We start from the raw sequence: 12,988 nt of genomic DNA, 5'->3' as shown, positions 1-12,988 counted from the left end.
TCAACGCCTGTTTATGCATTATGCCGCTGGCTCCGATCAGGCCGCCAGATTCCCAGCGGCCGAGGACGCGAAACAGCAGGAGGCAACAATCAGGTCCTTTTCAAGCAGTCGGAGCACAATGGAGATATGAGCGATCTTGAGGGATTGGATCTGAAGCCGGGACGGCTGGTCGGGGGCTACACCCTGATTGAGCCCCTGGGCGGCGGCGCCATGGGTTCTGTCTGGCGTGCACGGGATGGCGGGGGCCAGGACTACGCCATGAAGATCCTGCGGGAATCCCTGGAGGAGGACGAGCAGACCTCGCCAGACAACTCTGATGAACGGGACCGCGCCTCGGCCCGCGAGCGCCTGCGACGCGAGGCTCTGGCCCTGCAACGGATCCGTCATCCAGGCGTCTGCCGGATCGTGGATATGGAACTTGATGATGCCCTGGCCTTCATCGTGACCGAACTGATCGAGGGGCGCAATCTTCGCGACGACGTGGCTGTCAACGGCCCCTATCGGGGCGACGATCTGGAGCGGCTGGCACGGAAGCTGACCGATGCCGTCGCAGCCGTCCACCAGGCGGGCATCGTCCACCGGGACATCAAACCCACCAATGTCATGATTTCGGTCTCGGGCCCGGTGCTGGTGGACTTCGGCATCGCCATGGGCCAGGGGCAGAGCCATGTGACCCGGACCGGGCTGGTCATGGGAACCCCCGGCTTCATCGCCCCAGAGATCATCGACGGAGCCGAGGCCGACCAGGGAACCGACTGGTGGAGCACGGCCGCCGTTCTGGCCTATGCGGCCACCGGACGGGCGGTCTTCGGCGACAAACCCATGATGGCGGTCCTGGAACGGGAGGCCTCGGGCAATGCCGACCTGTCCGGACTTCCCACCAGCACCATGAGAGCCCTGCGCTCGGCCCTCTCCCCCGATAGGAGTGCGCGTTGCACGCCCCAGGAGCTCCTGGAGGCCATCGGCCAGGACGCCATGGATCCGCAGGCCTGGCAAGGGGAGCAAGACGATCAGCAACCCAACAAGGGCGGTCAGGGGACGATGCGCCCTTTTGGCGGCGACTCTTCGGAGGCTGAGGGGCAGGCCGACGCGCCCACCATGGTCGTTGAGCCGGCCACCATGCCCATGCCGCCGATCACCCAGGCTGATCCAGACAGTCCGCGGACGGCCTGGTCACGACCTCCGACAGATAAGGGAACCGATGAGCAGACGACCCTCCTGCCCGACTCGGAACAGCCCACCAGCCTCTTGAATCCCCTTCCAGCAGCCCAGGAGCAGCAGGAGCAGACGCAGACCTGGCAGGATCTCCAGCCAGTAGCCGATCGTCAAGATCTCCAAACAACTACCGTTCAGGATCCGCTACCGCCGGCACAGCCCCTACCCAGCGGATACGGCAATGACGCAAACGCCCACTGGTTGGGAGACCAGCCCCCTGCCCAGATGCGACGCCTGCGCTACTTGAAGGCCGGAACTCCTTGCCTGGTCATGCTGGGAATGCTTCCTGCCCTGCTGACAGCACTGGCCCCGGTTTCGGCGCTGGCAACCGCCGGAATCCTTCTCTGGGCCCTGAGCACTGCCGGATGGAGCATCAAAGCCCAGATCGAGCGCGAGCTGCGCCGCGACGGCGCTCGGCGGGGCACCGACCGCCTGCTGAACGCAGCCGCCCTCCCCTGGCACCTGCTCAAGGGCCTGGCGGCCGCCCTGCTGCGCCTGCCGGGCATGATCCTCGTCCAGGTTTTGGTGGCTCTGCCGCTGACCTGGGCGGGCGCCCTCACCACCGTCCGCGCAGGCCTGACCCTGGGCGAGCACCTGCTGGCCCTCCCCCTGCCAGCGGCCAGGCCCCTGTCCGTCGGCGGACTGGCCCTGGCCCTGGCGACACTGGCAGGCTGGCTGTTGACGACCCTGCCGACGCAGAACCGCTCAGCCCCCAAAGCCAACAGCGGCAACATGGTCCTGCGGCTGGCGGCGGGTCGCATCCCCATGGGCCGCCAGGATCCCACGGCGCCAGGCAACCCCCGCCGCAGGTGGATCCTGCTCCTGATCTGGCTGCTGATTATTGCCGTCCTCCTGGCCGGACTGATCACCCAGCCGTCCATGGACTGGGCCCCCATCCACCTCCTGCGCGCCTAAGGCCGCGCTCCACCCCTGGCGGCTACACTATGCTCAGTACGCCAAGGAAAGGATCCAGGTCATGTCCAAGGGCAAGCAGAACCGCAAGGCCGCGCTCAAGGCCCAGGAAGAGGCCCGTCGGCTCCAGGAGGCCAAGGAACGCCGCCAGCAGACCATGATCGGCGTCATCGTCACCGTGGTGCTCGTCGCGCTGATCGCTCTGGGCGGATTCCTGTACTGGCGCAGCCATCGCCCGGTCAAGACCCAGGACCTGGAGCAGGCTCGTCAGGCCGTCGCAAAGGTCAAGGAAAAGCCCTCGGCCGCCAATGACCAGGGCGGCTTTCTGATCAGCTCCCAAGGGCTGGGCAAACCGGTGGCCAAGGCTCCGACGGTGGAGATCTACATGGACTTCATGTGCCCGGGCTGCGGCGCCCTGCATCGCGGGCTGGACTCCACCCTGACCGGTCTGGTGGATGCCGGGCAGATCAACCTGGTCATCTATCCCATGAGCTTCATGGACAGGCTCTCCACCGACAACTACTCGACCAGGACGGGCACGGCCACCATCTACGTGGCCCAGCACGATCCGGACCACCTGCTGCCCTTCATCGCCAATCTCTACGCCAAGGACTTCCAGCCGGATGAGTCCGACTACCACCCCATCAGCAACGACAAGATCCGCCAACAGGCCATCAAGGCCGGGGTTGATCCCAAGGTTGCTGACCAGGCGGTCAAGGGCCACTACCGGGCTTGGATCAAGGCCATGGACACCTACACCCCCCTGCGCAAGGAGCTCTGGAATCCCTCCGGGTCCAACAAGGGGCAGATGACCACGCCCACGGTCCGCATCAACGGCAATTACTGGGAGCTGGGCAACCTGTCCCAAGCAGGTCTGGACTACCGCTCGGGCCTGCTCAAGGCTCTGGGCCTGGACCAGTCCAAAGTGGGCGTCAAGGGCGCCATGCCCGCCATCGGCGCCTCCGGCCAACCGCGCTCGCTGGACTGAACCGGGCAGGTCGAGAGAAATTTCGCGTCCAGCGTCCCCCTTGGGGGCACGGTGATGGTACGATATCATTCCGTACCGCGGCCCGGAGCTGTAATGGACCACCGGGACCGCCTCCTTAGCTCAGTTGGCCAGAGCAGCCGCCTTGTAAGCGGCAGGTCGTCAGTTCGACTCTGACAGGAGGCTCTACGCCAGGAACGAACCATAAAATCCGATTATTCAGCTTTGTCTCCGGGCAGGCTATAATGATGGACATTACCTGGATAATTGCAAATACTTCCCTCGAGTAAGTCATTTCGGAGGCTCGTTCTCCGAAGTACGAACGGAGCTTTTCCCCAACCATCTCCGTTCGTATTCGAGGACGGGATCATTCCCCTTCATTCCCGTCCTCTTGACGTTGATCCGCCGGCCCAGGGCCCGGGTCTTGAAAAGCCGACTGACCGATGACGGTCAAGTCGGCTTTTTTATTGCCACCCGTCTGTGACAAATGTGGATGTTTGCCCGACCTTGCTGATTGTCTGGCTTGGCTCCATGCCCGCGCCGCTAGAATTGCCAGGTACAGACAAGGCAGGAACGGGGAGGCGAGCACATGGCCAGACGCTGGACACCGCGGCGTTTCGTCGTGCTCAGAAGGATCCGCGTGGCATCTTGCGCACTCCTGGTTGTTCTGGCCATGGTCCTGGCTTTCGGCATCACCGCACGCAAGAGCGTGGCGCTAAGCGTCAACGGCCAGACCAAAATGGTGACCACCTACGCCTACAGCGTGGACGGCCTGCTGCGCCAGCAGGGGATCAAGGTCAAGACCCACGACCTGGTCGATTCCACCTCCGGAGGCCAGCTGCGCAACCATGCGGCAGTCACCGTACGTTCCGCCTATCAGACCACCATCGTCATCCAGGGCCAGCGAGTGCCCTTCTGGACCACAGCCACCAGCATGGACCAGCTGCTGGGATTCTTCGAGGAGAACCGCAAGCAGGCCATGAAGGTCACCGTGGATATAGGCAACGTCTACAACCAGCTGACCGGCGGTCTGGTCATCAACCAGGCGGGGCCGGTCACGGTCATAGCTGACGGGAAGACCTCGGTGGCCCCCGACGGCAAGCTCCCAGCCGCCTCCATCCTGGACTCCAAGGGCATCGTGCTAGGCAAGGAGGACCGGGTCAGCGTGGAGCACGACCAGGGCGCCACCGTGCTGCGTGTCCGTCGGGTCACCCACGGGAACACCCAGAAGACCATCCCCCTGGCCTTTGCTACGCGTACCGTGGTCGACCCGAACCTGGCGCCAGGCCAGACCCAGATCCGACAGGAAGGCGTAGCCGGCCAGCGTCTGCAGACCATCCAGGTCACCTATGTGGACGGACAGGCAGAATCGGAGCAGGTCGTCAAGGAGGAGACTGTGGCCATGCCAGTGGATCAGGTGGTGGCCGTCGGCCCTGACAAGCCAAAGGAGGGGCAGAGCAGCGGGCAGCAGTCCAAGGACAAGGGGTCCGATCATGCCAAGGACACCTCCTCCCCAAGCGCCTCGCCGAGCAAGGATGCGCAGTCGGGAAAGACAACTGCCACGCCACCACAGGCATCGCAGCCATCAGGCTCGAATACAACGACCAAGCCGGATCCCCCGAGCCAGGCCGAAAGCACACCAGCCCCGCCGCCATCGCCAAGCCCATCGCCAAGCGGCCTTTGGCATGCAGGACCCGGCGTAGCCCAAGCCTATGCCTCGGGTGCAGCCGCCCAGCGCGGATGGACAGGTTCTCAATTCGATGACCTGGTGAAACTCTGGAACAAGGAGTCAGGATGGCAATGGGATGCCGAGAACCTTTCGGGCGCCTACGGCATCCCCCAAAGCCTGCCGGGCTCTAAAATGAGTCAATTCGGTGCCAACTGGCGTGACGATGCTGCCATCCAAATCGACTGGGGCCTCTGGTATATCGGCCAACGATACGGAAACCCCAGCACGGCCTGGCACCACTCCGAGCAGTACAACTGGTACTGACCTCTCTACTACATTCACGAGCAGCGAACCGACATGAACACTAGAAGCGAGAGCGACCGCCTTCTGGGTGCCGCCGATATCCGACGCATCGCCGACCAAGCGGGCATCCATCCCACCAAGCGTCTGGGCCAGAACTTCGTTATCGATCCAGGCACTGTCCGCAGGATCGTGCGCCTGGCAGAGGTGAAACCCGGTCAGTCCGTTCTGGAGGTGGGTCCAGGTCTGGGATCCCTGACCCTGGGGCTGCTGGAGGCGGGCTGCCTGGTGACCGCCGACGAGATCGACTCCGGATTGGCCCGGCGTCTGCCTCAGACCGTCAGCGAGCGCATGCCGGAAGCCTTGGACCGGCTGACCGTGATCAACCGGGATGCCCTGACCCTGACCCCTCAGCTGGCAGACGACGCGGGCAGAACCGCCGACCTGACCCTGGTAGCCAACCTGCCCTACAACGTAGCCACTCCGATCATCCTGACCCTCCTGGCCCGGTTCGCCAATCTGAGCAGGTTCCTGGTCATGGTCCAGAAGGAGGTGGCGGACCGTCTGACGGCTGGCCCGGGTTCCAAGGTCTACGGTGCCCCCAGCCTGAAACTGGCCTGGTACGGCCGTGCCACCCAAGCGGGAAAGATCGGACGTCACGTCTTCTGGCCTGCTCCCAATGTCGACTCGGCCCTGGTCTCCTTTGTCCGTGACGAGGAAGGGCACATCGGCGAGGACGAGCGCACCCGGATTCGGGTTTTCGCTCTGATCGACGCCGCCTTCGGCCAGCGCCGCAAGACCCTGCATGCTGCCCTGAAGGGCCTGGTGCCCCCCGAGGCCTTCAAGGCGGCGGACATCGATCCGAGCCGACGCGGAGAGACCATGACCATTGCGGAATTCGCCGCCCTGGAGCGGGCCGGCCGCGAGGTGGCCGCGTGAGCCCGGCCGTCGGCGGGGAGGGAATCGCCCTGGACTGCCCGGCAAAGATCAACCTGCTGCTTCGGGTCGGACCCGCCCGAGCGGATTGGGGCGGCCGTCACCGCCTGGACACCATCTACAGTGCCGTAAGCATCCTGGACAGAGTGGAACTGCGCCCAAGAGAGCCCGGCAGTGGCTTCAGGCTGCACATGGAGGGGGAGCATCTGGGCGATCTGGCCGACCATGACGCTGATCCCCATGCAAACCTGGCCGTCAAGGCCCTCCTAGCCATGGCTCAGGCCACCGGGCGCCAGCCGGATGTGGCCATCCGCATCACTAAGCGGATACCGGTGGGCGCCGGGCTGGCCGGGGGATCCACGGATGCGGCCGGAACCATGCTGGGCCTGAACCGGCTCTGGAAGCTCGGGCTGGGCGCAGCTGATCTGGATGGGATCGCCGCCGGGCTGGGCGCAGACCTGCCCTTCTGCCTGCATGGTGGCCTCAGCCACGGCTCGGGTTTCGGCCAGGTTCTGGAGCCCTTGGATCCGACAGGTGCGGAGGCTCGAAGTTTGCGCAATGCCGGACTGACCGGCCGCCTGCTGATCGGCGCCTATGAAGATCAGCTGAGCACAGCCCAGGTATACAAGGCCTTCGACGCGATCGGCCCCGGCCCCGGCGACCTGAACGACCTGCAAAAAACCGCCTGTGCTCTTCACCCACGCTCACTCCTGGCTCTGGATTTGGCCCGGCGGGCAGGGGCAGGGCCAGCTTTCGTCTCGGGATCTGGCCCATCGGTGGTGGCCATGGTTCCTCACTTGGACCAGGCGGCTACACTGATAAGACTCTGGCGGGAGCAGAATGCCGTAGACAGAATCATTGAGGCTGACTCGCCAGTCCTGCCCAGGATGGTCCCCCTCCGAGTCACCCATGGACAGTAGAGTAGGCAACATGACGAATCCCGAACCACTCGACGAACGCGAGGCCCGCAGGCAGTTCGTACGACGGCGGCAGAAGATGGTCTTCACTATAGCCGTCAGCGCCCTGGTGGTCATCCTGGTCATCTGTGGTCTGATCATCTTCGGATCCATCGGGCATACCGCCAAACACGCCACCATCGCCAAGCCCAACTATGGGGTCGCTGTGCCCTGTCCGCCCGACAAGTCCAAGCTGGTCAACCACCCCGACATCCGTGTGCGGGTGCTCAACGGAACCAACAAGTCCGGTCTGGCCACTGCTCTGGCGTCGGCCCTGCGCAATCGGGGATTCAACATGCAGGATGTGGCAGACTATCCGGGCAAGACCGAGACAGCGCGCACCCAGATACGCTTCGGCGCCTCGGCCATCGACCGCGGCTACACGGTGGGATCCCAATTCAACGATGCCGTGCTGGTCATGGACGACCGCAGCGACGATCTGATCGATGTGGTCATCGGTGCAACCTTTACCGATCTGAACGACGAGGACAGCACCTCTGTCGTAGGCCGTAACATCAAAGCCATCAAGGGCTGCCTGGCTGACCCCTCCTCCCTGAAGAACCTGCCCAAGGCTCCCAAGGCCTGACACCGCAGCAATGTTGCCGGCCTGGCATCCCGCCCAGGAGCGCGGACCCGGCTGTTGTAGAACCTTCAACCTGAGGCGTTTGCGCGCGTGGTATGGTAGTGAATGTAATACCCTTGGTTGGTGGGTGTTTGGGGACTTGATACAGTTTCTTAGTACAGCTTTTTGATACAGTTTTGAGTGCGATGTCGGGGGGATGCTGTACAGGCTCTGCGAAGAAGGGGGTCGACTCATCATGCGTCAGCGTTCAGGCATGGCAGCAGCAGCCCTGGCCTTTCTCCTAGCCCTGTCCTGCACACCGGCTTTGGCCGGGAGCACCGGCAGTCCATCCGGAGAAGCCGCGCCCACCACCCTGGACAAACAGCAGGGGGATGATAGCCCGCAGGCCGTATCGCCGTCCTCCTCCCCACCAATGTCTTCCCCACCAACGTCCTCACCCCTGCCAACGTCCTCACCCCTGAGCCACACGACCCCGATGCCTTCCTCACCCATGCTCGACACTGCCGGCGATGCTGATGCCGTCCAGGCCCGGTCCTCCGCAGCCTGGACGGTCAGCTTCGACACGGCAGGCGGCGGCAGCGTTGGCAGGCAGACCATCCCCGACGGGGGCCAGGCCAGTCGGCCCAGCCCCGACCCCGCCAGGGACGGATATCTGTTCGACGGCTGGTTCCAAGGCGACGTCGCCTACGACTTCACCCAGCCCGTCACCGGCAGCATCACCCTCACCGCCCACTGGACCAAGGGAGACGGCCATTGGGTCATCAGCCCCAGCCAAGGGCCCATAGCCGGGGGCGCCAAGGTCACCCTCACCCCGCCCGCGCAACGCGGCATCAGACTCAGCCAGCTCAGCATGGGCGGCCTTCATTCCGCGGCCATCAGCTCGGACGGCAACCTCTACACCTGGGGAGACAATGGCGCTGGCGAACTGGGCGACGGCACCAACACCAACCGGTCCACACCAGTCCAAGTCAAAAAGCCCAAGGGCACGCCGGAAAAATTCATTTGGAAAGAAGTCAGCATAGGCTGGGACCATTCTGCGGCATTCGGTTCGGACGGCAACCTCTACATCTGGGGCCAAAACGGCCGCGGCCAGCTGGGCGACGGCACCACCACCAAGCGGAACACACCGGCCCCGGTCGACAAGCCCCAAGGCACGCCAGCAGGATTCACCTGGAAACAATTCACCCTAGGCGACTTGAGTACCGCGGCATTCGGTTCGGACGGCAACCTCTACATCTGGGGAAACAACCAGTATGGGCAGCTGGGCAACGGCACCACCACGAACCAGACCAGGCCGATCAAGGTCGACAAGCCCCAAGGCACGCCAGCAGGATTCACCTGGAAACAGGCCAGCCTTAGCTGCAATCATTCCGGAGCTATAGGCTCGGACGGCAACCTCTACACCTGGGGATGGAACTTCAGCGGCCAGCTGGGCGACGGCACCACCACCGACCGGCACACGCCCACCCTGGTCAACAAGCCCCAAGGCGCACCCGCCGGGTTCACCTGGAAACAGGTCAACCTGGGCGACTGGCATACCGAGGCGTTGGGCTCGGACGGCAACTTCTACATCTGGGGAAGCAACGAAAACGGCCAGCTGGGCGACGGCACCAACACCACCCGGGGCAGGCCAATCCCGGTCAGCAAGCCCCAAGGCGCACCCGCCGGGTTCACCTGGAAATACACGATCCCAGGATGCAACCATACCGCAGCGATCGGCTCGGACGGCAACCTCTACACCTGGGGAGTCAACGGCAACGGCCAGCTGGGCAACGGCACCACCACCAGCTGGAATAGGCCGGGCATGGTCAACTTCCCCGGCGCCGTCACGCCCACCAGCGTCCTGTTCGGCCAGGCCAAGGCCACAGGGATCACGGCCAACCAAGACGGCACCTGGCAGGTATCCACGCCCAAGCATGAGCCGGGGGGCGTGGACGTGACGGTCGGCTGGAGCCGGAACGGGCCGCAGCCGGACGATCACCTGCAATACACGTACATCGCCCCCCAATACCAAGTCGGCTTCAATTCCAAAAACGATTCCTGCCCCACCCCCACGGGCATGCCCCCCAGCCAGTCCGTCACCCAGGACGGGCAGACGGAACGCCCCTACCCGGACCCGAGGGCCGAAGGCTGCCTGTTCGACGGCTGGTTCCAAGGCGATGTCGCCTACGACTTCAGCCAGCCAGTCACCCATGACACCACCCTGACCGCCCACTGGACCAGGGAAGACACGCAGCACTGGTCCATCAGCCCGGACCATGGGCCCGAGACCGGCGGCACCGAGGTGACCCTGACTCCGCCCGCACAGCGAGGCATCAGATTCAACCAGATCAGACTGGGCTACAACCATTCCGTAGCCATCGGCTCAGACGGCAACCTCTACACCTGGGGAGGCAACGACGACGGACAGCTGGGCGACGGCACCACCACCAGCCGGAGCAGGCCGGCCCTGGTCAACAAGCCTCAGGGGGCGGCGGACGGGTTCACCTGGAAACAAGTCATCCTTGGCGGCTGGCATTCCGCAGCCATCGGCTCAGACGGCAACCTGTACGCCTGGGGAGACAATGGCAGTGGCCAGCTGGGCGACGGCACCACCACCAACCAAAACAGACCAGTCCTGGTCAACAAGCCCGATGGAGCACCCAAAGGATTCACCTGGAAACAGGTCAGCCTGGGCGGCTTTCATTCCGCGGCCATCGGCTCCGACGGCAGCCTCTACACTTGGGGGTACAACGAATACGGCCAGCTCGGCAACGGCACCACCACCAACCAGAACAGACCAGTCCTGATAGGTAAGCCCCAAGACGCACCTGAAGGATTCACCTGGAAACAGGTCAACCTGGGCGGCTGGCATTCCGCAGCCATCGGCTCCGACGGAGGCCTCTACACCTGGGGAGACAACCAGTACGGCGAACTAGGCGACGGCACCACCACCAAGCGGAACATGCCAGTGCAAATCGGCAAGCCCCAAGGAGCGCCAGAAGGATTCACCTGGACACAAGCCAGCCTAGGCGAACATCATTCCGCAGCCATCGGCTCCGACGGCGGCCTGTACACCTGGGGAAGAAATTCCGAGAGCCAGCTGGGCGACGGCACCACCACCAACCGGCAGACGCCAATTCAGATCGCGAAGCCCAATGGATTCACTTGGGCACAAGCCAGCCTAGGCGACGGGGATTCTGTAGCTTCCGGATCCGATGGGAACCTGTACGCCTGGGGATGGAACATCAGCGGCCAGCTGGGCGACGGCACCACCACCGACCGGCAGACGCCGACCCTGGTCAGCAAGCCCCAGGGGGCGCCCAAGGGATTCGCCTGGAAACAATCCGGCGTGGGATGGTATCATTCCGCAGCCATCGGCTCCGACGGCCAGCTTTACACCTGGGGAAACAACGGCAACGGTCAGCTGGGGCGCGCCCCCTCCAACGCCTGGCCGGCCAGCCGGCCGGGACCGGTCGGCTTCCCCGGAGAGCCGCAGACCACCAGCGTATGCTTCGGCCAGAATCAGGAGCAGGGCACGTGCCTCGCCGCAGGCAAGGACCTCAAGCCCAGCCCCGACGGCACCTGGAAGGTGACCACTCCCCCTTACACGCCGGGGCTGGCGCCCGTGGCCATCGACTGGACCCAGGACGGCAAACAGCAGGAAACCGACAAGGGCAACACCTACCGGTACCTGCCCATCGCCAGCCTGCCCCTGACCGGAGGCGACGGCATGCTCCTTCTGCTCGCCATAGGACTGCTCACCGCAGGAGCCGCCACAGCCGCCAAAAGCCGCCAAAAGCAGGCCCGCACGACAGGCAGCATGAACACTTCACACAAGTAAGCAACAGTCCGGGCCGTACAACAATCACAGCCAATACCAGCCTGGCACCTGATGACCAGGCAAACATCTTCTACATATAATCCGGCGGCAGCCGAACCTGCAGAATGCGGACCAGACCTGGCTCTAGCCCTGGCTCTGCCACCAGTCCCGCAGCTCCTGCTCGGCTGTCTGCTGGTCGACCGGGCCCTGATCCAGGCGGTAGTCCATCATGTGCCGATAGGCACGCCCCACCTGCGGTCCCGGCTTGAGGCCCAGAATCTGCATGATCTGTTTTCCATTCAAGTCTGGCCGGATGGCATCCAGATCCTCCTGCCGACGCAGTTGAGCCACCCTGTCCTCCAACTCGTCCATAGCGGAGGAGAAGACCTGGGCCTTGCGCTTGTTGCGGGTGGTCGCATCGGCCCGGGTCAGGCGGTTGAGCCGCTCATAAAGAGGACCGGTCTCCCGGGCGTAGCGGCGCACGGCCGCATCGGTCCACCGCTCGTCCACATAGCCGTGGAAGCGCAGGTGCATGGAGATCAGGTCGCAGACGTCGGCGATCAGGTGGTGGTCGAAGCGCAGAGCCTTCAGGCGCTTGCGGGCCAGCCGGGCCCCGACTGCATCATGGTGATGGAAGCTGACCTTGCCGCCGGGCTCAAAGCGTCTGGTGGCGGGCTTGCCGATGTCGTGCAGCAGGGCGGCCAGGCGCAGGGTCAGATCCGGGGCGGGCACAGGTCCGTCAGGTCCTGTCTCCAGGGCGATGGCCCGGTCCACCACCATCAGTGTGTGCTCGAAAACGTCCTTGTGCCGGTGATGCTCGTCTATCTCCAGCTGCAGGGCGGGGATCTCGGGCAGAACAATGTCAGCCAGGCCGGACTGCACCAAGGCCTCGATGCCCTGGACGGGGTGGTCGGACAGCATGAGCTTGGTCAGCTCGTCGCGAATCCGCTCGGCCGAGACGATGCTGATTCGATCGGTCATGCGGGTGATGGCCTCTGCGGTCTCCGGAGCGATGGTGAATCCCAGCTGGGCCACGAACCGCACGGCCCGCATCATCCGCAGGGGGTCGTCGTCGAAGGACTGACGGGGGTCCACCGGGGTCCGCAGCACCTGCTTGGCCAGGTCGTTGGCCCCCCGGTAGGGATCCACAAAGACCAGGTCGGGCACCCGCAGGGCCATGGCGTTGACGGTGAAGTCGCGCCGCGAAAGGTCGCCCTCAAGGCTGTCCCCATAGTCCACCTCGGGCTTGCGGGAGTTGGGATCGTAGGTGTCTCGCCGGTAGGTGGTCACCTCCACCTTGACCTCGGTTCCGTCAGGACGCCGCCGCAGCGCGCCCAAGGTGCCGAATTTGCGCCCCATGTCCCAGAAGCCCGATCCCCAGTGACGCAGGATGGGCTCGAATTGCTCGGGCCGGGCTGAGGTGCAGAAGTCCAGGTCGTGGGAGTGCCGGTGCAGGAGCAGATCGCGTACAGGACCCCCCACCAACGCCAGTTCATATCCCTGCTCGGCGAAGAGGCGCCCGAGCTCGATGGCCTCCGGCCAGACTTGGAAATCCACGCTCACCCTTTCCTACGGAGTTGATGCGCCTACTAGCATACCGTTACCCCACCTGCACATTACCTTACGTAAA

Annotated in this window: 8 protein-coding genes and 1 tRNA gene; 8 read left to right on the top strand and 1 reads right to left on the bottom strand. The window is 64.3% G+C overall.

Translation table 11 applies throughout. The features are described 5' to 3' along the window. Positions 1–126: 126 nt before the first annotated feature. The 8 genes from ACUIAH_RS06320 to ACUIAH_RS06285 all read left to right on the top strand — a co-directional run bounded on the left by ACUIAH_RS06320 (position 127) and on the right by ACUIAH_RS06285 (position 11,379). Positions 127–2,130 (top strand): serine/threonine-protein kinase, encoded by a 2,004-nt coding sequence (locus ACUIAH_RS06320; RefSeq protein ID WP_445340711.1) that lies wholly within the window; start codon positions 127–129, stop codon positions 2,128–2,130. A 61-nt stretch (positions 2,131–2,191) separates the two neighbouring features. Beyond that, entirely contained in the window at positions 2,192–3,115 is a 924-nt protein-coding gene (locus ACUIAH_RS06315; protein ID WP_445340710.1) for a thioredoxin domain-containing protein, read from the top strand. A 109-nt stretch (positions 3,116–3,224) separates the two neighbouring features. Beyond that, a tRNA-Thr gene (locus tag ACUIAH_RS06310) sits at positions 3,225–3,298 on the top strand. 403 nt (positions 3,299–3,701) lie between these two features. After that, positions 3,702–5,105, top strand: coding sequence for a G5 domain-containing protein (locus ACUIAH_RS06305; protein ID WP_445340709.1), 1,404 nt, complete (start codon positions 3,702–3,704; stop codon positions 5,103–5,105). Between the two features lie 33 nt (positions 5,106–5,138). After that, positions 5,139–6,020, top strand: a complete 882-nt coding sequence (rsmA, locus tag ACUIAH_RS06300) for a 16S rRNA (adenine(1518)-N(6)/adenine(1519)-N(6))-dimethyltransferase RsmA (protein ID WP_445340708.1) — start codon at positions 5,139–5,141, stop codon at positions 6,018–6,020. Next, entirely contained in the window at positions 6,017–6,937 is a 921-nt protein-coding gene (locus ACUIAH_RS06295; protein ID WP_445340707.1) for a 4-(cytidine 5'-diphospho)-2-C-methyl-D-erythritol kinase, read from the top strand. Before rsmA ends, ACUIAH_RS06295 begins: the two co-directional genes overlap by 4 nt. Before the next feature lie 10 nt (positions 6,938–6,947). Further along, on the top strand, positions 6,948–7,559 hold the full coding sequence (locus tag ACUIAH_RS06290) for a LytR C-terminal domain-containing protein (protein WP_029676096.1): 612 nt from the start codon (positions 6,948–6,950) through the stop codon (positions 7,557–7,559). 232 nt (positions 7,560–7,791) lie between these two features. Then, on the top strand, positions 7,792–11,379 hold the full coding sequence (locus ACUIAH_RS06285; protein ID WP_445340706.1) for an RCC1 domain-containing protein: 3,588 nt from the start codon (positions 7,792–7,794) through the stop codon (positions 11,377–11,379). Positions 11,380–11,502: 123 nt separating this feature from the next. On the opposite strand, the gene ACUIAH_RS06280 is transcribed toward ACUIAH_RS06285, so the two are convergent. Continuing rightward, complete coding sequence (locus tag ACUIAH_RS06280) at positions 11,503–12,915, bottom strand: CCA tRNA nucleotidyltransferase (RefSeq protein WP_445340705.1); 1,413 nt, start codon at positions 12,913–12,915, stop codon at positions 11,503–11,505. Positions 12,916–12,988 lie beyond the last annotated feature (73 nt).

This window comes from Bifidobacterium sp. ESL0820, from assembly GCF_052606235.1.
The sequence above is the reverse complement of the archived record's forward strand: the minus strand, read 5'-3'. Positions and strand labels throughout refer to the sequence as shown.

What these genes read in the sequence shown, in the direction of transcription:
- rsmA (WP_445340708.1), top strand. Translation starts at nt 5,139, where the DNA reads ATGAACACTAGAAGCGAGAGCGACCGCCTTCTGGGTGCCGCCGATATC.
- ACUIAH_RS06290 (WP_029676096.1), top strand. Translation starts at nt 6,948, where the DNA reads ATGACGAATCCCGAACCACTCGACGAACGCGAGGCCCGCAGGCAGTTC.
- ACUIAH_RS06320 (WP_445340711.1), top strand. Translation starts at nt 127, where the DNA reads ATGAGCGATCTTGAGGGATTGGATCTGAAGCCGGGACGGCTGGTCGGG.
- ACUIAH_RS06305 (WP_445340709.1), top strand. Translation starts at nt 3,702, where the DNA reads ATGGCCAGACGCTGGACACCGCGGCGTTTCGTCGTGCTCAGAAGGATC.
- ACUIAH_RS06315 (WP_445340710.1), top strand. Translation starts at nt 2,192, where the DNA reads ATGTCCAAGGGCAAGCAGAACCGCAAGGCCGCGCTCAAGGCCCAGGAA.
- ACUIAH_RS06285 (WP_445340706.1), top strand. Translation starts at nt 7,792, where the DNA reads ATGCGTCAGCGTTCAGGCATGGCAGCAGCAGCCCTGGCCTTTCTCCTA.